We start from the raw sequence: 23,373 nt of genomic DNA on the forward strand, positions 1-23,373 counted from the left end.
GTTCCGGCCTGTCGATCCGCTCGGAGGTGCCCGGGACGGGCCCCGCGTCAGCCGCCGTACGCGCCGGAGGCGGTCAGGCGGAGGGCGGTGTCGATCAGGGGGACGTGGCTGAACGCCTGGGGGAAGTTGCCCACCTGGCGCTGGAGGCGCGGGTCCCACTCCTCGGCCAGCAGGCCCAGGTCGTTGCGGAGGGCGAGCAGCTTCTCGAAGAGCCTGCGGGCCTCGTCCACGCGGCCGATCATCGCCAGGTCGTCGGCGAGCCAGAACGAGCAGGCGAGGAAGGCCCCTTCGTCGCCCTCCAGGCCGTCCACGCCCGCGTCCTCGCCCGCGGTGGGGTAGCGCATCACGAAGCCGTCGGAGGTGGACAGCTCGCGCTGGATCGCCTCGATGGTGCCGATGACCCGCTTGTCGTCGGGCGGCAGGAAGCCCATCTGCGGGATGAGCAGCAGGGAGGCGTCCAGCTCCTTGGAGCCGTAGGACTGGGTGAAGGTGTTGCGTTCGGCGTCGTAGCCCTTCTCGCACACGTCCCGGTGGATCTCGTCGCGCAGATCCCGCCAGCGGTCCAACGGGCCGTCCACGTCGCCCGATTCGATGAGCTTGACGGTGCGGTCGACGGCGACCCAGGCCATCACCTTGGAGTGCACGAAGTGCCGGCGCGGGCCGCGCACCTCCCAGATGCCCTCGTCGGGCTCGTCCCAGTGCTCCTCCAGGTATTGGATCAGCTTGAGCTGGAGCACGCTCGCGTAGTCGTTGCGGGCCAGGCCCGTCATGTGGGCGAGGTGCAGGGCCTCGGTGACCTCGCCGTAGACGTCCAGCTGGAGCTGGCCGGCCGCGCCGTTGCCGACCCGGACCGGCTGGGAGTTCTCGTAGCCCGGCAGCCAGGTCAGCTCGGCCTCGGACAGCTCGCGCTCGCCGGCGATGCCGTACATGATCTGCAGGTTCTCCGGGTCGCCCGCGACCGCGCGCAGCAGCCATTCGCGCCAGGCGCGCGCCTCCTCGCGGTAGCCGGTGCGCAGCAGGGAGGACAGGGTGATCGCGGCGTCCCGCAGCCAGGTGAAGCGGTAGTCCCAGTTCCGTACGCCGCCGATCTCCTCGGGCAGCGAGGTGGTGGGCGCCGCGACGATGCCGCCGGTGGGGGCGTAGGTGAGCGCCTTGAGGGTGATCAGCGAGCGGACGACCGCGTCCCGGTAGGGGCCGTGGTACGTGCAGTGCTCGACCCACTCCCGCCAGAAGTCCTCGGTCGCCTCGAGCGCGGTCTCCGGCTCGGGCAGGGCGGGCGGCTCCTTGTGCGAGGGCTGCCAGCTGATGGTGAAGGCGATCCGGTCGCCGGGGGCCACGGTGAAGTCGGCGTAGGTGGTGAGGTCCTTGCCGAAGGTGTCGACCTCGGTGTCCAGCCACACCGAGTCGGGGCCGGCGACGGCGACCGTCCGCGAGTCCACCTTGTGCACCCACGGCACGACCCAGCCGTACGAGAAGCGCATCCGCAGCGCGGTGTGCATCGGCACCCGGCCGCTGACCCCCTCGACGATCCGCACCAGCTGCGGGGCGCCGTCCCGCGGCGGCATGAAGTCGATCACGCGGACCGTGCCGCGCGGGGTGTCCCACTCAGACTCCAGGACGAGCGAGTCGCCCCGGTAGCGGCGGCGGTCGGCGGCCGGGGGCTCGCCGCCGGCGGGGTGGGCGGGGCCCAGCCGCCAGAATCCGTGCTCCTCGGTGCCCAGCAGACCGGCGAAGGCGGCATGGGAGTCGAAACGCGGCAGGCACAGCCAGTCCACCGTCCCGTCCTTACAGACGAGGGCGGCGGTCTGCATATCACCGATGAGTGCGTAGTCCTCGATACGCCCGGCCACGTGCTTCCCCATTCGACGGCCGTATGCCCCTAGCGGGCGTGCTTACGGTCTCCGGAAATATTGGACGAGCTCTTGTTCCGGAGGCGAGCTGGTGGTGCCGTGCCGGGGCTCGTAGCGTTTCGTCCGAGCAGGATACGACGTAGCACAGTGATCCGGTTGAGCCCCTCCACATCGTGGCTCGCGTCACGACCGCCGATCGGGTGGCCGGATCACGGGTGGGCGTCCGACGGTGCCGGGCGGTCGCGTACAGGCGGTGGCTGTCGCGATACGCGAGGTGACGCGAGGTGCGGACGATACGCGTTGTTGTCATGACAGCGTACGGTGCGGCGGAGGTTCGGCGGGCCCTGCCGCGCGGACGGCCGCCAGCGGCCGCCCCGGGGCACTGATACCCTGGTAGCCCGTGGAGCGGCGGGCACAAAACCCCCGAACCTCAGCGACGGCACCCCCGCGAGAGCGGGGCAGCTGCCGGATCGCACCCCTCACGACGCGACCACGGGAGCCCCCTTTTGGCCATTGCCGCTAAGCCCATGACGACCAAGCACCTCTTCGTCACCGGGGGTGTCGCTTCCTCACTCGGCAAGGGCCTGACCGCCTCCAGCCTCGGTGCGCTCCTCAAGGCGCGGGGTCTGCGGGTCACCATGCAGAAGCTCGACCCGTACCTGAACGTCGACCCGGGCACCATGAACCCGTTCCAGCACGGTGAGGTGTTCGTCACCAACGACGGCGCCGAGACCGATCTGGACATCGGCCACTACGAGCGGTTCCTCGACGTCGACCTCGACGGCTCCGCCAACGTGACCACCGGCCAGGTCTACTCCAGCGTGATCGCCAAGGAGCGGCGCGGTGAGTACCTGGGCGACACCGTGCAGGTCATTCCGCACATCACCAACGAGATCAAGCACCGCATCCGGCGCATGGCCACCGATGACGTGGACGTCGTCATCACCGAGGTCGGCGGGACCGTCGGCGACATCGAGTCGCTGCCCTTCCTGGAGGCCGTCCGCCAGGTCCGCCACGAGGTCGGCCGCGACAACGTCTTCGTGGTGCACATCTCCCTGCTGCCGTACATCGGCCCGTCCGGCGAGCTGAAGACCAAGCCCACGCAGCACTCGGTCGCAGCCCTGCGCAACATCGGTATCCAGCCGGACGCCATCGTGCTGCGCGCCGACCGCGAGGTCCCCACCTCCATCAAGCGCAAGATCTCGCTGATGTGCGACGTGGACGACGCCGCGGTGGTGGCCGCCATCGATGCCAAGTCGATCTACGACATCCCCAAGGTGCTGCACTCCGAGGGGCTGGACGCCTATGTCGTCCGCAAGCTGGACCTGCCCTTCCGCGATGTGGACTGGACCCAGTGGGACGACCTGCTGAAGAGGGTCCACCAGCCCGACCACGAGATCACGGTCGCGCTCGTCGGCAAGTACATCGACCTGCCCGACGCCTACCTGTCCGTCACCGAGGCGCTGCGCGCGGGCGGTTTCGCCAACAACGCCCGAGTGAAGATCAAGTGGGTCACGTCCGACGACTGCAAGACGGCCGCCGGCGCCCGGCAGCAGCTCGCCGACTGCGACGCGGTCTGCATCCCCGGCGGCTTCGGCGACCGCGGCGTCATCGGCAAGGTCGGGGCGATCACCTACGCCCGCGAGAACAAGATCCCGCTGCTGGGCTTGTGTCTCGGCCTCCAGTGCATCGTCATCGAGGCCGCGCGGAACCTGGCGGGCATCACCGGCGCCAACTCCACCGAGTTCGAACCGGCCGCCACCGACCCGGTGATCTCCACCATGGCCGAGCAGCTGGACATCGTCGCGGGCGAGGGCGACATGGGCGGCACCATGCGGCTGGGCATGTACCCGGCCAAGCTCGCCGAGGGCTCGATCGTCCGCGAGGTCTACGACGACCAGCCGTACGTCGAGGAGCGCCACCGCCACCGCTACGAGGTCAACAACTCCTACCGCGGTGAGCTGGAGAAGAAGGCCGGGCTCGTCTTCTCCGGGACCTCCCCCGACAACAAGCTGGTCGAGTACGTCGAGTTCCCGCGCGAGGTCCACCCCTACCTCGTCGGCACCCAGGCCCACCCCGAGCTGCGCTCCCGGCCGACCCGCCCGCACCCGCTCTTCGCGGGCCTGGTGAAGGCGGCGGTCGAGCGTCAGACCGCTGGTCCGACCGCTGGTCCGACCGCTGGTCACGGGCCGACCGCCGGGGCCTGACCGATACGGTTGGGACGGGGGCGCGGGCGTTTTCCCAGGCGGCCCGCCGCCCCCGGCCAACCGCACGCCGAAAGGACGCTGAGGCAGAGCAATGGGCATCCAGGACACCCCTGAGGAGTGGCGGACCGTCGCCACCGCCACGCCGTTCACCGGCAACAAGACGAGCGTGCGCACCGACGAGGTCGTCATGCCCGACGGCACGACGGTCAGGCGCGACTATCAGGTCCACCCCGGCTCCGTCGCCGTCCTGGCCCTCGACGACACCGGCCGCGTCATCGTGCTGCGCCAGTACCGCCACCCGGTCCGCCACCGCCTCTGGGAGATCCCGGCCGGACTCCTCGACATCCCCGGCGAGAACCCCCTGCACGCGGCGCAGCGCGAGCTGTACGAGGAGGCGCACGTCAAGGCCGAGGACTGGCGCGTGCTGACGGACGTCTACACCACGCCCGGTGGCTGCGACGAGGCCGTGCGGGTCTTTCTCGCGCGGGAGATCTCGGCGGCCGATGGTGAGCGGTACGAGGTCTCCGAGGAGGAGGCCGACATGGAGCTGGCCCGGGTGCCGCTGAATGAGCTGGTGCGCGGTGTGCTGGCCGGTGACCTGCACAACACCTGCCTCGCGGTGGGTGTCCTGGCCCTCCACGCCGCCCTCGCGGGCGACGGCGTGGACGCGTTGCGTCCGGCGGACGCGCCTTGGCCGGCGCGGCCGTTCGAGGCGTAGCCGCCGGTTGGGGGTGCCGCCCTTGGTGGGTGGTGCCGGTGCGGGGCCTCCGGGGCAGGGTCCCGGACCGTATATTTACGGCGCCGCTGACGTGGAGCGTGTCGTGAACGTCGGGCGATAGGCGCCACACATACACGGCAGCGTCCGGCACCCCACCCCTGCGCCCCCGCCCCTCCCGCCGTACAGCGGCTCCCCACCGGTGGCCCCGGCGTAGCCCGGTCCGTCGGCGACTCGTCGGGGCGGTCCGCCTGTGTTGGGGACCGGAGGTGATGCGCCCCCGCCGGCCGTCCGCCCCGGGCCAGGCGCTCGCTGTCTCCGCTTCCGCTTGGCCGCTGTCGTTGCGGGCCGGGGTTATGCCCCTCGCCGATTCGCCCGGGGGCCGTGCGCACGCTGTCTCCGCTGGGCGGGGTGGTCCGCCGGTGTCGGGGACCGGGGGCTATGCCCCCCCTGCCTGATCCGTCCCGGGCCGGGCGCCCCTGCCTTCTCTTCGGCCCGGCCGCGCCGCTGTCTTGTCCCGATGGCGCCCCGCAGGTGCTGAGGGCCGGGAACGGAGCCGTTGCGCCCCTGGCCGGTCCGCCTGTTCGCGGGGCCGCTGTCCCCTGCGGGGCCGTGCCCTCGCGTCCGAGCCCGTGGTCTTGGCCCGCCTCCGCCGGGGGCGGGTCGCTGCCTTTGCCTCGCTGGGGTCGCGGGCGCTCGGCGCCCTGCCCTGGGACTGAGCCCCGCGCGGAGCCTGCTGCTCGCTGCGCTCGCGGGCGTGCCGCGTCGGCGGCGCACATGGCGCTGCTCTCGTCGGGGTCGGCCCCGATCGCTGATTCTGCCAGGGCCGGGCGCCGCGGTTCCGGGGCGCCCTCAGCTGGAGCGGGCCGGGCCCCTCGCGCTATCCGTGCTCGCCGGGCCCGGGCGCCGGGCCGCTGCCCTTGCCCCGCTGGGGCGTTCCGCAGTCGCCGCGGTTCCGGGGCGGAGCCCTCTGCTCGCCGCCCTCGTGGGGGGCGCCCCCAGCACGGGCCGGGTCCCTCGCCCTGCCCGTGCTCGCCGGGCCCGGGCGCCGGGGTCCAGGGGCGGAGCGCCATGGTTCGGGAAGGGGCGGGGTGGGGGATGACTACCTGTCCCACCATCCGATGGGGTGATTTTCAGCCCACGTCACCGGCCCGGAGTGCCCGGGACCTGACGCGGAGTGAACTACGCTCGTATGAACCCTGACCGCAGCCGCGGCGGGCTCATATGCGCAGGTGGACGGGAGTGGGGCCCGTGGCGGAGCAGGCGGTCGACACCGACGGGGAGCCCCTGGGCGAACCCGCGGACGGGGATGCGGACGGAGTGCCCCCGGCGCGTGGCGCGGGCGACGGTGGGGTGTGGAGCGGCGCGACGCGCGCGGTGCTGTTCGCGGCCGCTGCCACCGTGGGCCGGGGGTTCGCGGGCCGCCGCCGGGAACTGCTCGCGCTCCGGGCCGACATCGACCGCGCCGGGCTCGACACGATCGCCGGCCGCAAGGCCGCCCGCAGCCGGGTGCTGCTGATCGCGGGGCGGCCCGGCTGGGGCCGTACCGCGCTGGCGGAGGAGCTGGCCCGGCGGCTGGCGGACGACTACCCCGACGGCGTGCTCCAGGCCCGGCTGATGACGTCCGCCGGCGACCCCGTCCCCACCGAGCGCACCGCCCGCGACCTGCTGGTCAGGCTGGGGGTGACCGCCCCGCCCGGCGCGGACGAGGACGAGTTGGGCGAGATGCTCCGCGACGCGCTGGCCGGCAAGCGCGTCCTGCTGCTGCTCGACGACGTGGCGGGCGCGGAGCAGGTGGACGCGCTGCTGCCGGACGAACCCGGCTGCCTGGTGATCGCGGTCTCGCGGGGCCCGCTGACCGGCGTTCCGGATGTGCGTCCGTGCACCGTCGGCGGGCTGGATGTGAGCGCGGCGGTCGGGCTGCTGGCGCAGTACGCGGGGCCCACCCGGATCACCTGCGATCCGGTGGCCGCGCAGAGCCTGGTCGAGGAGTGCGCCGGGCAGCCCGCGGCGCTCGTGCTCGTCGGCGGCTGGCTCGCCGCCCGGCCCAAGGACTCGGTGGCCGACGTCATCGAGCGGCTGCGCGAACTGCCGCCGTCCGACGGGGACGTGGACCGCGGCGCTCGGCCGCTGGCTCGCGCCTTCCGGCTGGCGTACGGCTCGCTGCCCCCGGCCGTCGCCCGGATGCTGCGGCTGCTGGCGCTCGCGCCGGCCGGTTCGGCCGATGCGCACACCGCGTCCGCGCTGGCCGGGTGCTCGGTGGCGGACGGACGGGCGGCGCTGGAGGGCTTCGCCGCGTACGGGATGCTGCGGCCGCGCGAGAAGGGCCGGTACGAGCTGCCCGGCTGCCTCGACCCGCTGCTGCGCGAGCTGCTGGAGGCGACGGAGCGCCCGGCGGAGGTGGAGCTGGCCCGGGCGCGGATGCTGGAGCGCACCGTACGTCAGCTGCACGCCTGCCGGCTGGCCGCCGAGCCGCCGGGCTCCCCGGCGCGCAAGAAGCTGGCGGCGCTGCCGGGGTCGCTGCGGTTTCCGTCGGCGGTTGCGGCGGGGGAGTGGCTGGACAGCCGGCTGCCCGCGCTGGTCGAGGCCGCCCGGATGGCCGTCGAGGTCGGCGAGGTCGACACCCTGGCCCGGCGGCTGGTGGCCGCGCTCACCCACGCGCTGACCGCGCACCGGGGTGCCGAGGGCGCGGCGCCCGAACTGTACGGGCTCCACCAGCTGGTGCTGGACGTGGCCCGGCGCCGCGATCTGCCGGTGGAGCGGGCGGCGGCGCTGCTGAACCTGGGCGATCTGGACGCGGGCGCGGGCCGGATCGACAAGGCGCTCGCCCGCTACAAGGGCGCGCTGGAGGCCGCCCGGTCGGCGGGCGATCCGTACACCACCGGGTGGGCCCTGGAGTCCATCGGCGGGACGTACCAGGAGCTGGAGGACTGGAACCGGGCCGCGGACTGGTACGGCCGCGCCCTGGAACTGCGGCTGAGCCGCCGTGACCTGGCCGCCGAGGCCCGGCTGTACGCCCGGCTGGGCACCGTGCGCGGCTACGCGGGCCGGTGGGCCGAGGCACTGCGCGACTGGCGGGCCGCCGCGGCCGCCTGCCGCCGGGCCGGGGACCTGGAGGGGTACGCGCGGGCGCTGAGCGGCACGGCGAAGGCCCAGGAGAAGACCGGGCGGTCGAAGGAGGCGCTGCGCAGCTGGTCGGAGGCGGCCGCGGCGGCGCGCCGGGCGGACGAGCAGGCCAGGTCTCAGCGGGGTGAGGCCACATGACGCCGGGGGGACGCGAACCCCGGGGCTGAGGGGAGATCGCGAGTCGACCTACGAAATCAGTGGTGGTCTCGCGAAAGATATAAGTAATGCAAGGCTAGACAGCGAGACGTCCTTCATTACACTGGCTGTACCCGCGATCGCTGCGGTTGCTTTCGGCGTGCGGACATGTTCCGTTTTGCCGGTGTGTGGCCGGTTACGGCCGGTCAAGCCCTTAGTCCCCCCATATCAAGGACCGTGATCGACGTGAAGGTCGGTATCCCCCGCGAGGTCAAGAACAACGAGTTCCGCGTGGCCATCACCCCTGCCGGCGTGCACGAGCTGGTACGCAACGGCCACGAGGTCTTCGTCGAGCAGAGCGCCGGTCTGGGCTCCTCCATCACCGACGAGGAGTACATCGCCGCCGGCGCCGGCATCCTCGCCACCGCCGACGAGGTCTGGGCCACCGCCGACCTGCTGCTGAAGGTCAAGGAGCCGATCGCGGAGGAGTACCACCGGCTGCGCAAGGACCAGACGCTCTTCACCTACCTCCACCTCGCCGCGTCCCGGGCCTGCACCGACGCGCTGCTGGAGTCCGGCACCACCGCCATCGCGTACGAGACCGTCGAGGCCGCGAACCGCGCGCTGCCGCTGCTCGCCCCGATGTCCGAGGTCGCGGGCCGGATCGCACCGCAGGTCGGCGCTTACCACCTGATGCGCTCGGCCGGTGGCCGGGGTGTGCTGCCCGGCGGCGTACCCGGCGTGGCCGCCGGCCGCGCCGTTGTCATCGGTGGCGGCGTCTCCGGCTGGAACGCCGCGCAGATCGCCATCGGCATGGGTTTCCACGTGACCCTGCTCGACAAGGACATCAACAAGCTGCGCGAGGCCGACCGGATCTTCGGCAACCGGGTGCAGACCATCGCCTCCAACGCCTACGAGCTGGAGAAGGCGGTCCTGGACGCCGACCTCGTCATCGGCGCGGTGCTCATTCCCGGCGCCAAGGCGCCCAAGCTGGTCACCAACGAGCTGGTGTCCCGCATGAAGCCGGGAAGTGTCCTTGTCGACATCGCGATCGACCAGGGCGGCTGCTTCGAGGACTCCCGTCCCACCACCCACGCCGAGCCGACCTTCACGGTCCACAACTCGGTCTTCTACTGTGTCGCCAACATGCCCGGCGCGGTGCCCAACACCTCCACCCACGCGCTCACCAACGCCACGCTCCCGTACATCGTCGAGCTGGCCAACCGCGGCTGGCGGGAGGCGGTGCGCCGGGACGCCGCGCTGGCCAAGGGGCTCAACACCCATGAGGGCCAGGTCGTCTACGGGCCGGTCGCCGAGGCCCACGGACTGCCCTCCGTCGAACTGGCCTCGCTCCTCGGCTGAGGTCGCGCAGCCGGTCAACTCCGGGCGACGACAGGTCAACGCGGGCCGTCAACATCAGGTCAACACCGGACATCCGGCCGGGTCTTGTCGAGGGACGGGACCCGGCCGCGGGTGTGTCCGGAACGCCCCGGATCAGGCCCGACTCGGGCTCCGGTCAACTCGCCCTGAATGTAACTGTCCAGACGCTTTGGGGGGTGGTGAAATCTCCGCGGCGCCGCCCATACGCCCTTGACATCGGGGTGTTCGATTGCCGACACATCGTGCCGTGTCCGGTGGATTGTGTTGCTGAGGACCGCCGACACGCCATAGAGTCGCCAACCGTCGGCATGGTGCCACGCTGACCTATCGAGAAATTTCCTGGTCACCAAGGAGGTAGGACGACTTGTGAATGAGTCGACATTTTCTCCCGGGGGTGGTCAACCAGGACCGGCTGCGCGGGGCCAGGGCCCCTCGGGGCTGGAGGCTGTCGGCTCCGTCGCTGTCCGTACCTTCGCAACCCAGCAGAGCGTGACGAGCATGACGACAGCCCACCAGAGCCACAGCATGGACGGCCATCACGTGAACGCCATGGCCGGCGACCAGGGGGGCAACGAACCCGCCCGCTTCGCCGACTACGACGACCTGCCCGACGGGCACTTCTACGACCCGGACGCCGAGTACGAGCCCGACCCCGAGTACGCGGCCACCCTCGCCCCCGACGCGGCCCGCCAGCGACGCGAGCGCATCGGTCCGACCGGTCGGCCGCTGCCGTACTTCCCGATCCCGGGACCGCTGACCGACCACGGTCCCGCGAAGATCATCGCGATGTGCAACCAAAAGGGCGGCGTCGGCAAGACCACCTCCACCATCAACCTGGGCGCCGCCCTCGCCGAATACGGGCGCCGGGTCCTGCTCGTCGACTTCGACCCGCAGGGCGCGCTGTCGGTCGGCCTCGGGGTCAACCCGATGGAGCTGGACCTCACGGTCTACAACCTGCTCATGGAGCGGGGCATGTCGGCCGACGAGGTGCTGCTGAAGACGGCCGTGCCCAACATGGACCTGCTGCCCAGCAATATCGACTTGTCGGCCGCCGAGGTGCAGCTCGTCAGCGAGGTGGCCCGCGAGTCCACGCTGCAGCGGGCGCTCAAGCCGCTGATGGCGGACTACGACTACATCGTCATCGACTGCCAGCCGTCGCTCGGCCTGCTCACCGTCAACGCGCTCACCGCGGCGCACAAGGTGATCGTGCCGCTGGAGTGCGAGTTCTTCGCGCTGCGCGGTGTGGCGTTGCTCACGGAGACCATCGAGAAGGTCCAGGAGCGGCTCAACCCCGACCTGGAGCTCGACGGCATCCTCGCCACGATGTACGACTCGCGCACCGTGCACAGCCGTGAGGTCCTCGCCCGCGTGGTCGAGGCGTTCGACAATCACGTCTACCACACGGTCATCGGCCGTACGGTCCGCTTTCCGGAGACCACCGTCGCCGGTGAACCGATCACCACGTACGCGTCCAACTCCGTCGGTGCCGCCGCCTATCGCCAGCTCGCCAGGGAGGTGCTCGCCCGGTGTCACGCCGAGTGAGTCTGCCGGGAGCCGACGAACTGTTCCGCACCACGGGAGGGATGGGGCTCCAGTCCTCCTCGCCCGCGTCCGGCCGCCGCCAGGCGAACGGTGAGGCGCCGCGGGTGCCCGCCCCCGCCTCCGAGCCCGGCCCGGGCGGCGGCGAGGCGGCGGCCGAGGGCGGGGAGCAGTCCGGCGCGGCCGAGCACACGGGCCGCGAGACCGCCCCCCAGGACGCGGGCGGCGGGCGCCCAGCCCCGGCGGCCGGGTCGGGGGCCGGAGCCGGGGAGCGGCCTTCCAAGGGCCGCCAGGCGTCCGACGGCACGGCCCCACCCGCCCAGGGCGGCCCCGCCCGCCGCCGCGCCCGCGCGGCCAACCGGCGCCCCAGCGGGCGCGAGCGCCACGACGAGAAGATCACGGTCTACGTCTCCGCCGAGGAGCTGATGGACCTCGAACACGCGCGACTGGTGCTGCGGGGCGAACACGGACTCGCGGTCGACCGCGGCCGGATCGTCCGCGAGGCCGTCGCGGTCGTCCTCGCCGACCTGGAGTCGCGCGGCGACGCGAGCATTCTGGTGCGCCGCCTGCGCGGCCGCTGACCGGGCCGGGCGATAGCCTGCCCGGATCGCGGGCTGACCGCCCGGCCCTGAGCACCCTGGACCGCGATGCCGACGAACGACCCGCACGCCCCGCCGCCCCGCCGCCGCCCCTTGGGCCGAGGCCCCGGCACGCCCCCACCCGCCCGGGCGGCCGACACGGAGGCGGACACGGAGGCCCAGGACGCGGCCGGCCCGGCGGAGCCGCTTGACCACGCCGCCGGGCCTCGAAGCCCCCGAAGCGCGGCGTCGGCGGCCGACGAGTCGCTTCCGCCCATGGCGAGCGCTCCGGATGCCCTGGCCGCGCCGGACACGGCGGCCCGCCCCCGGGCCCGGGGCGCCGACCCTGCGGTCGACGCGGCCCCGGGCAGCGGACCTGCCGAGCCTGCCGAGCCCGCGCATGAGCGGGCGGAAGGCGAGGACGACGGCGGCGCGGACGTACGGCCCGCGTCTGCCGCGCAGGACCACGGAGGGCCCGGAGGCCCCCCGGCCGAGCACACGGCGGCCGACGCGGCCGGAGCAGCCGGGGCGGACGGCATCGCGGGCGCCGATGACGGCGCGGCGGCGGGGGACGGCGACGTGGCCGAGGGCGTCGCGGACAGCGCGGCGGTCGTGGAGAGGGCGGCCGGGACGAACGGCGGCGCGGCCCACGACGCGGCCGAAGAGGCCGCCGAGGGTGGCGCGACGGCTGGGGACGGTGCGGCGGCCGGGCGCGGCGCGGCGGTTGCGGATGGCGTCGCCGCCGAGGGTGGCGTGGCCGGGGAGGGCGAGCCTGCCCGGGACGGTGCGGCGGTCGCGAACGGCGATGCCGCACACTACGGCGTGACGGCCGATGACGGCGTAGGCGCCGGAGGCGGTGCGAGCGTCGCGGACAGCGAGGCGACCGGTGAGGGCGACGCGGCACAAGACGGCGTGGCGGCTGATGACGTCGCCGCGGACAGCGACGCCGCCGGGGGCGGCGTTGCCGCCCAGGACGGTGAGGCCGCCGCGGATGGTGGCGGCGGCTTCACCGTGCGGCTCGACAACTTCGAGGGGCCCTTCGATCTGCTCCTTCAGCTGATCTCCAAGCACAAGCTGGACGTCACCGAGGTCGCCCTCTCCAAGGTCACCGACGAGTTCATGGCGCACATCCGGGCCATGGGGCCGGACTGGGATCTCGACCAGACCACCGAGTTCCTCGTGGTCGCGGCGACCCTGCTCGACCTCAAGGCGGCCCGGCTGCTGCCCGCCGCCGAGGTGGAGGACGAGGCGGATCTGGCGCTGCTGGAGGCCCGGGACCTGCTGTTCGCGCGGCTGCTGCAGTACCGCGCGTACAAGCGGATCGCGGACATCTTCAACGACCGGCTGATCGAGGAGGCCCGCCGCTACCCCCGCACCGTGGGGCTGGAGCCGCACCACGCCGATCTGCTGCCCGACGTCGTCATCCGCGTCGGCCCGGAGGGGTTCGCGAAGCTGGCCGTCAAGGCGATGCAGGCCAAGCCCAAGCCGCAGGTGTACGTCGACCACATCCACGCCCCGCTGGTGAGCGTGCGGGAGCAGGCGGAGGTCGTGGTGGGGCGGCTGCGGGAGCTGGGGGAGGCGAGTTTCGCCACGCTCACCGAGGACGCGCCGGACACGCTCACCGTCGTGGCCCGCTTTCTGGCGCTGCTGGAGCTGTACCGGGAGCGCGCGGTGCTGCTCGACCAGTCGGAGGCGCTGGGGGCGCTGATCGTGCGCTGGTCGGGCGCGGAGGACGGGCAGCGGCCGTTGGTCACCGATGAGTTCGACCAGGAGCAGCAGGCACCGGCAGAAGCACCGGCAGGGGCACCGGCAGAGGCACAGGAGGTACGGACATGACGGAAGAGGTCTCGGAGGTCGCGGCGCTCGACCTCAAGCCCGCGCTGGAAGCCGTCCTCATGGTCGTCGACGAACCCGCCACCGAGGAACACCTCGCCAAGGTGTTGGACCGCCCGCGCCGCGAGGTCGCGGGGGCGCTGCGCGAGCTGGCGGACGAGTACACGGCGCAGGGCCGCGGCTTCGAGCTGCGGCTGGTCGCGGGGGGCTGGCGGTACTACACCCGGCCCGCGTACGCCGCGGCCGTCGAGGGGTTCGTCCTGGACGGCCAGCACGCCCGTCTCACCCAGGCCGCTTTGGAAACCCTCGCGGTGGTCGCGTACCGTCAGCCGGTCAGCCGTTCCCGTGTCTCCGCCGTCCGCGGCGTCAACTGCGATGGCGTGATGCGCACCCTCCTCCAGCGCGGGCTGGTGGAGGAGGCGGGCACGGAACCCGAAACAGGTGCGATCCTGTACAGGACGACGAACTACTTCCTGGAGCGGATGGGCCTGCGTGGCCTGGACGAGCTTCCGGAGCTGGCACCGTTCCTCCCCGAGGTGGACGCGGTCGAGGGCGAGTCCCAGGAGGGCGTGCCGTCGTTCGACCCGGACGCACCGGACACAGACGTAACACCCGTAGACGCAGACGACAGCAGCCACTCTCAGACGGAAACTTGATGCGAAGCAGCGGCAGGAACAGCAGGGGCAGCGGTAGCGGCGGCGGCAGCGGCAGCAGCGGCGGCAAGAACTACCGGGGGGCCGGGAACGGGCGCGACGACAAGCAGAAGCGCACCGGTCGCCCCCGCCCCGAGGAGCGCCGTTACGACGTGGGCGCCCCGAAGGAGAGCGGCGGCGGCCCCCGGGGCGGCGCGGCCAAGAGCGGCGCGCCCAAGGGCGTCGGCGGCCGCGGCCGGAAGCCGAATGCCCCGGCCCGCCCGCGCGAGTACGAGGCCCAGATAGAGGAGCGGAACCGGGCCCGCCACAACAAGCCGCAGACCAAGCTGCCCAAGACCTTCGGCGAGCAGGACGGCGAGCGGCTGCAGAAGGTCCTGGCCCGCGCGGGCATGGGCTCGCGCCGGTCCTGCGAGGACCTGATCGACCAGGCCCGGGTCGAGGTCAACGGCAAGATCGTCACCGAGCAGGGGCTGCGCGTCGACCCGGAGAAGGACGAGATCAAGGTCGACGGGCTGACCGTCGCCACCCAGTCGTACCTGTTCTTCGCGCTGAACAAGCCCGCCGGTGTGGTCTCCACCATGGAGGACCCCGACGGCCGCCAGTGCCTGGGCGACTACGTCACCAACCGTGAGACCCGGCTCTTCCACGTCGGCCGGCTCGACACGGAGACCGAGGGCATCATCCTGCTCACCAACCACGGCGAGCTGGCCCACCGCCTCACCCACCCCCGCTACGGCGTCAAGAAGACCTACCTCGCCGCCATCCAGGGCCCCCTGCCGCGCGACCTCGGCAAGCAGCTGAAGAACGGCATCGAGCTGGAGGACGGCTACGCCCGCGCGGACCACTTCAAGGTGGTCCAGAACACCGGCAAGAACTACCTCGTCGAGGTCAGCCTCCACGAGGGCCGCAAGCACATCGTGCGCCGCATGCTCTCCGAGGCCGGATTCCCGGTCGAGAAGCTGGTCCGCACGGCCTTCGGCCCCATCCCCCTCGGCGACCAGAAGTCCGGCTGGCTCCGCCGCCTCACCAACACCGAGGTGGGCATGCTGATGCGCGAGGTCGACCTCTAGAGCTCCCGTTAGGCTGATCGGGGACACTGAGGACGCGTACGGCGCGTGGAGACGCGGCACAGGCAGCAGGCGCAGGGAGTACAGACGTGGCGGTACGAGCGGTCCGCGGGGCGGTTCAGCTGGAGCGGGACGAAGCGGGGCACATGCAGGAGCAGGTCTCCGCGCTGTTGACCGCCCTCCTGGAGCGCAACAGCCTGGTGCCGGACGATCTGATCAGCGTCTGGTTCACCGCCACACCCGATCTGCACAGCGACTTCCCCGCGGTGGCCGCGCGCAAGCTCGGGATCACCGACGTGCCGTTGATCTGCGCGCAGGAGCTGGACATCGCCGGGGCCATGCCGCGGGTCGTCCGGATACTCGCGCACATCGAGACCGACCTCGCCAAGACCGACGTCGCCCATGTGTACCTCGGCGCCGCGGCGGCCCTCCGCAAGGACATCGCCCAGTGAGAACAGCCCTCGTCATCGGCACCGGACTGATCGGTACCTCGGCCGCGCTCACCCTCGCGGGCCGGGGGATCCACGTCCACCTCGCCGACCACGACGCGGACGCGGCCCGGACCGCGGCGGCGCTCGGGGCCGGTACGCAGGACGAGCCGGACGGGCCCGTGGACCTGGCGATCGTCGCCGTACCGCCCGCGTACGTGGCCCGGACGGTGGCCGACGTGCTGCGCCGGGGCGTGGCGCGGGCCTGCCTGGACGTGGCCAGCGTCAAGGGCGGGCCGCGCCGTGAGCTGGAGGAGCTGGGCTGCGACCTGACCCGGTACATCGGTACGCATCCGATGGCCGGGCGGGAGCGCTCCGGGCCGCTGGCGGCCACCGCGGATCTGTTCGAGGGGCGGCCGTGGGTGCTCACGCCCGGCGCCGACACCGACACCGAGGTGCTCAATCTCGCACTGGAACTGGTCGCGCTGTGCCGCGCCGTGCCCGTGGTGATGGACGCCGACGCGCACGACCGGGCCGTGGCACTCGTCTCGCACACCCCGCACCTGCTCTCCAGCATGGTCGCGGCGCGGCTACGGGACGCCGACGAGACCGCGGTGCGCCTCTGCGGCCAGGGCATCCGCGATGTGACCCGGATCGCGGCCTCCGACCCCGCGATGTGGATCGACATCCTGTCCGCCAACCCCGGGCCGGTCGCCGATGTGCTCGCCGCGGTCGCCGCCGACCTGGACGAGACGGTACGGGCGCTGCGCGCGCTCCAGTCGGCCGACGACGCCAAGCGCGGCGGGGGAGCGGCCGGCATCGAGGACGTGCTGCGGCGCGGCAACGCCGGGCGGGAGCGAGTGCCGGGCAAGCACGGCGCCGCCTCGGCCGTCTACGAGACCGTGACGGTCCTCATCGGCGACCAGCCGGGCGAGCTGGCCCGGATCTTCGCCGACGCGGGCCGGGCGGGCGTCAACATCGAGGACGTACGGATCGAGCACGCCACCGGCCAGCAGGCGGGCCTGATCCAGCTGATGGTGGAGCCGGCCGCCGCCCCCGGTCTGACCAAGGCCCTCCGCGAGCGCGGCTGGTCCATCCGCCAGTGACATCCGGCCGTGACCGGGAGCCCCGGATGAGCCAGTAACCTTGTCCGGGGCCCTCACCAAGCTCCGTTCAACCCAGCCCCGTGCATACGAAAGGTGTCTGTCACCGTGGAAACCGCCGCCCGGACCGCCCCGGCAGCAGTGATTGTCGCGATCGACGGCCCTGCGGGCACGGGCAAGTCCAGCACGTCCAAGGCCGTCGCGGCCAAGCTCGGCCTCGGCTACCTGGACACCGGCGCCCAGTACCGGGCGATCACCTGGTGGATGGTGAACAACGGCATCGACGTCGAGGACGCCGTCGCCGTGGCCGACGCCGCCCGCAAGCCGGTCATCGTCTCCGGCACCGACCCGGCCGCCCCGACCATCACCGTCGACGGCACGGACGTCTCCGGGCCGATCCGCACCCAGGAGGTCACCTCCCGGGTCAGCGCGGTCAGCGCGGTCCCCGAGGTGCGCCAGGTGATCACCGAGCTGCAGCGGACGATCGCCACCGAGGCGCCGCGCGGCATGGTGGTCGAGGGGCGGGACATCGGCACCACCGTCCTCCCGGACGCCGACCTCAAGATCTTCCTCACCGCCTCCGCCGAGGCGCGGGCCGCCCGCCGCAGCGGGGAGCTGAAGGGCAAGGAGGCCGTCGACCTGGCCGCCACCCAGGCGGCGCTCGCCAAGCGGGACGCCGCCGACTCGGGCCGCAAGGCGTCGCCGCTGGCGAAGGCGGACGGCGCGGTCGAGGTCGACACCACCGACCTCACCCTCGACCAGGTCATCGAGTGCGTGGTCACGCTGGTCGAGGAGAAGCGGGCCGCCGCATGACCGCCACCACCGACCCGGCGCTGCCGAGCGCGGCCGGCGCCGCGGTGGGGCGCCGCATCGGCATCGGCCTGATGTACGGGCTGTGGCGGCCGCGGGTGCTGGGCGCGTGGCGGGTCCCGTCCGCCGGGCCCGTCATCCTGGCCGGGAACCACTCCCACAACGTCGACGGCCCGATGATCATCGGCACCGCGCCCCGGCCGTCGCACTTCCTGGTCAAGAAGGAGGCGTTCATCGGTCCCCTGGACCCGTTCATGCGCGCCGTCGGCCAGGTGAAGGTGGACCGTACGAGCGCCGACCGCACCGCGATCACCCACGCGCTGGGCCTGCTGGAGCGCGGCGGGGTGCTGGGGATCTTCCCGGAGGGCAGCCGCGGCGAGGGCGACTTCGCGTCGCTGCGCTCGGGGCTCGCGTACTTCGCGGTCCGCTCCGGCGCCCCGATCGTGCCGGTGGCCGTGCTCGGCACCGGCGAGCAGCGGCGAGCCGACGGGTCGGCCCGGGCGCTGCCGAGGCTGCGCAGCCGGGTCGACGTGGTCTACGGGGACCCGTTCCAGGCGGGGGACGGCAGCGGCCGGCGGACCCGGGCGGCGCTGGACGAGGCGACCGTGCTCATCCAGAAGCGCCTGGGCGAGCACCTGGGGAGCGCCAGGCGGCTCACGGGCCGCCACATCGAGACATAGACCCGCGCGCTCACACGAGGGCGCGCGGCACTGAGGGACGACGAGGACATCACTTCATGAACGACCAGATCCACAGCGGCGGCGACGAGCACGGAGAGCTGGGCGACGCCGAGTACGCGGAGTTCATGGAGCTCGCCGCGCAGGAGGGCTTCGACCTGGAACAGGTCGAGGGCGACCTCGCCGCGGCGGGGCACGGCCCGCTGCCGGTGCTCGCCGTCGTCGGCCGCCCGAATGTCGGCAAGTCGACCCTGGTGAACCGGATCATCGGCCGCCGCGAGGCGGTCGTCGAGGACAAGCCGGGCGTCACCCGCGACCGCGTCACCTACGAGGCCGAGTGGTCAGGGCGTCGCTTCAAGGTGGTCGACACCGGCGGCTGGGAACAGGACGTGCTCGGCATCGACGCGTCCGTGGCCGCCCAGGCCGAGTTCGCGATCGAGGCCGCCGACGCGGTCGTCTTCGTGGTGGACGCCACGGTCGGCTCGACCGACACCGACGAGGCCGTCGTCAAGCTGCTGCGCCGGGCCGGGAAGCCGGTCGTGCTGTGCGCCAACAAGGTCGACGGCCCGAGCGGCGAGGCGGACGCGGCGATGCTGTGGTCCCTCGGCCTCGGCGAGCCGCACCCGGTCTCCGCCCTGCACGGCCGCGGCACCGGCGACATGCTCGACGCGGTGCTGGAGGCGCTGCCCGAGGCCCCGGCCCAGACCTTCGGGTCCACGGTCGGCGGCCCGCGCCGCATCGCGCTCATCGGCCGCCCGAACGTCGGCAAGTCCTCGCTGCTCAACAAGGTGGCGGGCGAGGAGCGCGTGGTCGTCAACGAGATCGCGGGCACCACCCGCGACCCGGTCGACGAGCTGATCGAACTCGGCGGCATCACCTGGAAGTTCGTGGACACCGCCGGTATCCGCCGCCGCGTCCACCTCCAGGAGGGCGCCGACTACTACGCCTCGCTGCGCACCGCGGCCGCCGTGGAGAAGGCCGAGGTCGCGGTCGTCCTCATCGACACCAGCGAGCCCATCAGCGTCCAGGACCAGCGGATCATCACGATGGCCGTGGAGGCCGGGCGCGCCCTGGTCATCGCGTACAACAAGTGGGACACCCTCGACGAGGAGCGCCGCTACTACCTGGAGCGCGAGATCGAGACCGAGCTGGGGCAGATCCAGTGGGCGCCCCGGGTCAACGTCTCGGCCCGCACCGGCCGCCACATGGAGAAGCTCGTCCCGGCGATCGAGACGGCGCTGGCCGGCTGGGAGACCCGGGTGCCGACCGGGCGGCTGAACTCGTTCCTCGGCGAGATCGTCGCCTCCCACCCGCACCCGATCCGCGGCGGCAAGCAGCCCCGCATCCTGTTCGGCACCCAGGCCGGCACCCGGCCGCCGCGGTTCGTCCTCTTCGCCTCGGGCTTCCTGGAGGCGGGCTACCGACGCTTCATCGAGCGGCGGCTGCGCGAGGAGTTCGGCTTCGAGGGCACCCCGATCCAGATCTCGGTGCGGGTGCGCGAGAAGCGCGGCCGCAAGCGGTAGCACCGCCCGACGGCCGCGCGGAGCGCCACCCTCGGGTGGCGCTCAGTAGTGCCCGTCGCGCCGACCGGGCGGCAGGGCGGGCAGGTACGTGCGGTAGTACAGCCCGCCGGTGTCCCAGGCCCCGCCGTGGCCGCCGCTGGTCAGCCCGCGGGGCTGGCCGATGGCGCTGAACGCGACGAACCCCAGATCCTCCTCGTCCGACCGGTCACCGGGCAGCGCCCGGAACAGCCGCCGGTACTCCGCGTACAGCGCGTCGTAGATCGGCGTCGCGGAGTGCCGCCACGGGTCGGGCGACGCCTCCAGCGCCGGGCGCATGGCCGGGATGTGGGCGTAAGAGGGGGAGCGGTAGGGGAGGTCGTATCCGTGCACGTATGTGCCAACGACCAGGCCGCCCTTGGGATGCGGCATCGGCGGCGAATGGGCCGCTTGGGTCAGGCAGCGGCAGCCCGGGACGGGGTGGGCCATGCGGATCAGGTGCCCGCGAGCGGCATCGAGGCGCCGACCAGCGCGCCGCGCGCCGCGGCCCGGTCCAGGGCGGCGCGCAGCTGGTCCTCCCGCGGCTGGGTGCCGATCGTGCCCGCCGCCGCCGCGTACACCAGGACCTGCTGGGAGCGGCCCACCGCGCTGCGCCAGCCCTCGCTGAGCGGCATCGGGCTGTGCGCCTGCCACCAGGCCACCGGGGAGCCGCCGCCCGCCGTCGGCATCAGCACCGCGTGCAGCTGCCCCATGGCGAGCAGCACCGACCAGCCCGGGATGGCCACCGGCGGCCGGCCGAGGTCGACCACCGGCAGGAAGCCCTGCTCGGTGAGGAGCGGCAGGAAGTCGTCGCCGTGCCCGGTCGCGCCGGGCCGGGTGATCGGCCCGGTCGGCTCGACGACCAGCGCCGGGCGCTGCTCCCCGCCCACCAGCACCACCCCGCTGGTGACGCCGAGCACCGCCTGCTGGGGCGGCGGCGGGGCGGCGTAGGGGTAGGCGGGCTGCGCCGCGGGCGGCTCGGCCGCGTACGGCGAGGATTCCTCGGCGGTGATGGACCGGACGGCACCGGCCAGCTGCTCCTCGGAGACCGGGACGACCTGGGAGGGGACGCAGGTGGCGTGCGCGAACGCGAGCACGGCGGTCTCCTGCCCCACGAACAGCACCGTGCTGGTGCGCTCCTGGTCGGAGTTGCCGGGGGTGCGGCAGGACGTGCAGTCGTAGGCGCCCGGGGCATGGTCACCGGCGAGCAGCCGGTCGGCTTCTTCGTCGCCGATCTCGGCGCGTACGTCATCGCTGACGTCGAGCATGCGCGGCACGGGTGGCTCCTCGGTCTCGGTCCGTGGCCGGGCGGTCCCCGGCCCTACGTAGACAACGGCCATCCACGGCGGGGGTCACGCGGCCTGCGGCCCGCCACAGCTCTGATGCGGGAGCCGCCCGGGAAGTTCCCTGAATTGGCTACCGATTTCCTATCTGTTGGGGAACAAGACGGTGATGGAACCCAACCCAACACCCCCTTTGGCGGTCTTACGTCGTGGTAGGCGGACGAGACACCCCGTCCGCGGGGAAACGGTGGGATACGGGACGGATGCACATCTCATTCCTGATTCACAACGCGTACGGGATCGGCGGGACGATCCGGACCACGTACAACCTCGCCCGCACGCTGGGCGAGCACCATGACGTGGAGGTCGTCTCGGTGTTCCGGCACCGGGATCAGCCGATCTTCGACCCCGGTCCGAACGTGCGGGTCAGCCATCTCGTCGACATCCGTAAGAACAGCCCCGGTTACGAGGGCGACGACCCCGCGTACACGACGCCCGCGAAGGTCTTCCCGGTCACCGAGGGCCGGTACAAGCAGTACAGCGCGCTCACCGACCGGCGGATCAGCGAGCATCTGCGCGGTCTTCAGGCCGATGTGGTGGTCGGCACCCGCCCGGGGCTCAATGTGCACATCGCCCGGGAGGCGCGCCGCGGCCCGGTGCGGATCGGCCAGGAGCACCTGACGCTCAGCACCCACTCCACGGGGCTGAAGCGGACCCTGCGCGGCTTCTACCCCCGGCTGGACGCGGTGACCACCGTCACCGAGGCCGACGCCAAGGACTACCGCGGCCAGATGCGGCTGCCCGGCGTACGGATCGAGTCCGTGCCCAACAGCGTCCCCGCGCCCGGACTGGAGCCGGCCGACGGCACCGGCAAATGGGTCGTCGCGGCCGGCAGGCTCGCCCCGGTGAAACGGTACGACCTGCTGATAAGGGCGTTCGCCAAGGTCAGCGCGGCCCGCCCGGACTGGCGGCTGCGGATCTACGGCGGAGGTGAACAGCGCGCCAAGCTGCGCGCCCTCATCGACAAGCTCGGCCTCTACAACCACGTCTTCCTCATGGGCCCCGCCAACCCCCTCGACCCCGAGTGGGCCAAGGGCTCGATAGCGGCCGTCACCTCCAGCCTGGAGTCGTTCGGCATGACCATCGTGGAGGCGATGCGCTGCGGCCTCCCGGTGGTCGCCACCGACTGCCCGCACGGCCCGGCCGAGATCATCGACAACGGCGTGGACGGCCGCCTCGTCCCCTCCGGCGACACCAACGCGATCGCCGGCGCGCTGCTGGACCTCATCAACAACGACGAACTGCGGCAGCAGATGGGCCAGGCGGCGCTGAAGGACTCCGCCCGCTTCGACCCGTCCCGGGTGGCCGGCCGCTACGAGTCCCTGTTCGCCGACCTGGCCGCGCGCGGCGGACTGCGCGGCTCGCTGCACCGGGCCCGCGGCTCGCTGATCGGCGGGGTGCTGGCGACGACCGAGGCGATGCGAAGGGTGCGGGTGGCATGAGCGCGCAGGGGAGCACCACCGCGAGACCGGCCGAGCCCGTCGAGCCCATCGAGCCCATGGAGGGGGACAGCATGAGAGAAGCCACCGAGGCCATCGCGACGCGCGCCGACTGCGTCGCGGACTCCGCCGGCGGACTCACCTTCCACATCTCCGACTGGGCCCGCCCGGAGCCGGGGAGCTACGACAACTGGAACGGCGCGCTGGTGCTGAGGCTGCGCGGCGCCGGGCCCGCCGACGACGGCGAGGTCAGGCTGCCGCTCGGCCCCACCGCCGACGGCCGGCTGCAGGCCGCGCTGCCCGGCACCGTCGCCCTGCCCGAGGGCCGCTGGGACGTGTTCGTGGCGTACGGGGAGCAGGAGCCGCAGCGGCTCGTCCCGGGCTTACACGACCTGCGCTCGCTGGTCGACCGCAGGCCCGGCCCCAGCACCTCGCCGCTGTCCGTCCGCATCCCCTACGCCACCAAGCACGGCAACCTCAGCCTGCGCACCTGGCGCCGGGTGCCGCACGCCGAGGCCGGGGAGATCCGGCTGGAGGACGGCACAATGGCGGTCAGCGGTCGGCTGTACAGGGTGGAGCGCCCGGCCGACTGGCTGGACGGCGCTGTGGCCGAGGCCCGCTGCCGCCGGGACCGGGACCTGGTGTGCACGGCGCCGGTCACGGCGGACGGCGCCGCGTTCTCCTTCACCCTCGCCTCCGCGCGGCTCGCGGAGCACTGGGGCGGCGGCACGGACCTGTGGGACCTGTGGCTGCGCCCGGCGGACGACACCGTGGCCCCCGTCCGGCTGGCCCGGATACTGGACGATGTCGCGGACAAGAAGGAGATCTTCACCTACCCGGCGCGGACGGTCGACGCCCCGCACGGCACCGCCGCGGTCCGTCCGTACTACACCGTCGACAACGATCTGTCCGTGAAGGTCGCCGACCCGGACTGAGCACGTCCGTTTCGGAG

19 protein-coding genes are annotated in these 23,373 nt (G+C 72.9%); 16 read left to right on the forward strand and 3 right to left on the reverse strand.

The features are described from left to right. Positions 1-47: 47 nt before the first annotated feature. Positions 48-1,850 (reverse strand): glycoside hydrolase family 15 protein, encoded by a 1,803-nt coding sequence (locus ACH4SI_RS14730; protein ID WP_398296538.1) that lies wholly within the window; start codon positions 1,848-1,850, stop codon positions 48-50. 527 nt (positions 1,851-2,377) lie between these two features. Here ACH4SI_RS14730 and ACH4SI_RS14735 point away from each other — a divergent pair. The 14 genes from ACH4SI_RS14735 (at position 2,378) to der (ending at position 19,624) form a co-directional block, all read left to right on the forward strand. Continuing rightward, complete coding sequence (locus ACH4SI_RS14735) at positions 2,378-4,057, forward strand: CTP synthase (RefSeq protein ID WP_398296079.1); 1,680 nt, start codon at positions 2,378-2,380, stop codon at positions 4,055-4,057. Between the two features lie 91 nt (positions 4,058-4,148). Then, entirely contained in the window at positions 4,149-4,775 is a 627-nt protein-coding gene (locus ACH4SI_RS14740; protein WP_398296080.1) for an NUDIX domain-containing protein, read from the forward strand. 1,248 nt (positions 4,776-6,023) lie between these two features. Beyond that, a complete protein-coding gene (locus tag ACH4SI_RS14745; RefSeq protein ID WP_398296081.1) occupies positions 6,024-8,036 on the forward strand; it encodes a tetratricopeptide repeat protein in 2,013 nt (670 codons plus the stop codon). A gap of 243 nt (positions 8,037-8,279) precedes the next feature. Next, positions 8,280-9,395, forward strand: a complete 1,116-nt coding sequence (gene ald, locus ACH4SI_RS14750) for an alanine dehydrogenase (protein ID WP_398296539.1) — start codon at positions 8,280-8,282, stop codon at positions 9,393-9,395. A gap of 543 nt (positions 9,396-9,938) precedes the next feature. Continuing rightward, entirely contained in the window at positions 9,939-10,955 is a 1,017-nt protein-coding gene (locus ACH4SI_RS14755) for an AAA family ATPase (RefSeq protein ID WP_039939394.1), read from the forward strand. Next, positions 10,940-11,533, forward strand: coding sequence for a hypothetical protein (locus ACH4SI_RS14760; RefSeq protein ID WP_398296082.1), 594 nt, complete (start codon positions 10,940-10,942; stop codon positions 11,531-11,533). Before ACH4SI_RS14755 ends, ACH4SI_RS14760 begins: the two co-directional genes overlap by 16 nt. Before the next feature lie 534 nt (positions 11,534-12,067). After that, the gene (locus tag ACH4SI_RS14765; RefSeq protein WP_398296540.1) at positions 12,068-13,366 is read left to right on the forward strand and encodes a segregation and condensation protein A; all 1,299 of its coding nucleotides are present in this window, start codon (positions 12,068-12,070) and stop codon (positions 13,364-13,366) included. Then, a complete protein-coding gene (scpB, locus tag ACH4SI_RS14770) occupies positions 13,363-14,019 on the forward strand; it encodes an SMC-Scp complex subunit ScpB (RefSeq protein WP_398296083.1) in 657 nt (218 codons plus the stop codon). The genes ACH4SI_RS14765 and scpB overlap by 4 nt, the downstream gene beginning before the upstream one ends. Then, positions 14,019-15,086 carry a pseudouridine synthase gene (locus ACH4SI_RS14775; RefSeq protein WP_398296084.1) on the forward strand — a complete coding sequence of 356 codons (1,068 nt, stop codon included), beginning with the start codon at positions 14,019-14,021 and terminating at the stop codon, positions 15,084-15,086. The genes scpB and ACH4SI_RS14775 overlap by 1 nt, the downstream gene beginning before the upstream one ends. A gap of 86 nt (positions 15,087-15,172) precedes the next feature. Further along, positions 15,173-15,535: a chorismate mutase gene (aroH, locus tag ACH4SI_RS14780; protein ID WP_398296085.1), complete on the forward strand. Its 363-nt coding sequence runs from the start codon at positions 15,173-15,175 to the stop codon at positions 15,533-15,535. Further along, a complete protein-coding gene (locus ACH4SI_RS14785) occupies positions 15,532-16,617 on the forward strand; it encodes a prephenate dehydrogenase (protein WP_398296086.1) in 1,086 nt (361 codons plus the stop codon). The genes aroH and ACH4SI_RS14785 overlap by 4 nt, the downstream gene beginning before the upstream one ends. Positions 16,618-16,722: 105 nt before the next feature. Continuing rightward, positions 16,723-17,427, forward strand: coding sequence for a (d)CMP kinase (cmk, locus tag ACH4SI_RS14790; protein WP_398296087.1), 705 nt, complete (start codon positions 16,723-16,725; stop codon positions 17,425-17,427). Continuing rightward, a complete protein-coding gene (locus ACH4SI_RS14795) occupies positions 17,424-18,104 on the forward strand; it encodes a lysophospholipid acyltransferase family protein (protein WP_398296088.1) in 681 nt (226 codons plus the stop codon). Before cmk ends, ACH4SI_RS14795 begins: the two co-directional genes overlap by 4 nt. Positions 18,105-18,160: 56 nt before the next feature. Then, on the forward strand, positions 18,161-19,624 hold the full coding sequence (der, locus tag ACH4SI_RS14800; RefSeq protein ID WP_398296089.1) for a ribosome biogenesis GTPase Der: 1,464 nt from the start codon (positions 18,161-18,163) through the stop codon (positions 19,622-19,624). 42 nt (positions 19,625-19,666) lie between these two features. Here the strand turns inward: der and ACH4SI_RS14805 are convergent, their stop codons facing one another. Next, positions 19,667-20,089 (reverse strand): hypothetical protein, encoded by a 423-nt coding sequence (locus ACH4SI_RS14805; RefSeq protein WP_398296090.1) that lies wholly within the window; start codon positions 20,087-20,089, stop codon positions 19,667-19,669. Positions 20,090-20,094: 5 nt separating this feature from the next. Next, complete coding sequence (locus ACH4SI_RS14810) at positions 20,095-20,916, reverse strand: hypothetical protein (protein ID WP_398296092.1); 822 nt, start codon at positions 20,914-20,916, stop codon at positions 20,095-20,097. Between the two features lie 269 nt (positions 20,917-21,185). On the opposite strand from ACH4SI_RS14810, the gene ACH4SI_RS14815 reads away from it, so the two are divergent. Both ACH4SI_RS14815 and ACH4SI_RS14820 read left to right on the forward strand, forming a co-directional pair. Then, on the forward strand, positions 21,186-22,424 hold the full coding sequence (locus ACH4SI_RS14815) for a glycosyltransferase family 4 protein (protein WP_398296093.1): 1,239 nt from the start codon (positions 21,186-21,188) through the stop codon (positions 22,422-22,424). A gap of 71 nt (positions 22,425-22,495) precedes the next feature. Then, positions 22,496-23,356: a hypothetical protein gene (locus ACH4SI_RS14820; protein ID WP_398296541.1), complete on the forward strand. Its 861-nt coding sequence runs from the start codon at positions 22,496-22,498 to the stop codon at positions 23,354-23,356. Positions 23,357-23,373: the final 17 nt, after the last annotated feature.

Origin of the sequence: Streptomyces sp. NPDC021212 (assembly GCF_044332925.1) — a bacterium.
Taxonomy (GTDB): Bacteria; Actinomycetota; Actinomycetes; order Streptomycetales; family Streptomycetaceae; genus Streptomyces.

What these genes read in the sequence shown, in the direction of transcription:
- ACH4SI_RS14795 (WP_398296088.1), top strand. Translation starts at nt 17,424, where the DNA reads ATGACCGCCACCACCGACCCGGCGCTGCCGAGCGCGGCCGGCGCCGCG.
- ACH4SI_RS14740 (WP_398296080.1), top strand. Translation starts at nt 4,149, where the DNA reads ATGGGCATCCAGGACACCCCTGAGGAGTGGCGGACCGTCGCCACCGCC.
- scpB (WP_398296083.1), top strand. Translation starts at nt 13,363, where the DNA reads ATGACGGAAGAGGTCTCGGAGGTCGCGGCGCTCGACCTCAAGCCCGCG.
- der (WP_398296089.1), top strand. Translation starts at nt 18,161, where the DNA reads ATGAACGACCAGATCCACAGCGGCGGCGACGAGCACGGAGAGCTGGGC.
- ACH4SI_RS14815 (WP_398296093.1), top strand. Translation starts at nt 21,186, where the DNA reads ATGCACATCTCATTCCTGATTCACAACGCGTACGGGATCGGCGGGACG.
- ACH4SI_RS14820 (WP_398296541.1), top strand. Translation starts at nt 22,496, where the DNA reads ATGAGAGAAGCCACCGAGGCCATCGCGACGCGCGCCGACTGCGTCGCG.
- ACH4SI_RS14735 (WP_398296079.1), top strand. Translation starts at nt 2,378, where the DNA reads ATGACGACCAAGCACCTCTTCGTCACCGGGGGTGTCGCTTCCTCACTC.
- ACH4SI_RS14805 (WP_398296090.1), bottom strand. Translation starts at nt 20,089, where the DNA reads ATGGCCCACCCCGTCCCGGGCTGCCGCTGCCTGACCCAAGCGGCCCAT.
- ACH4SI_RS14755 (WP_039939394.1), top strand. Translation starts at nt 9,939, where the DNA reads ATGGACGGCCATCACGTGAACGCCATGGCCGGCGACCAGGGGGGCAAC.
- ACH4SI_RS14775 (WP_398296084.1), top strand. Translation starts at nt 14,019, where the DNA reads ATGCGAAGCAGCGGCAGGAACAGCAGGGGCAGCGGTAGCGGCGGCGGC.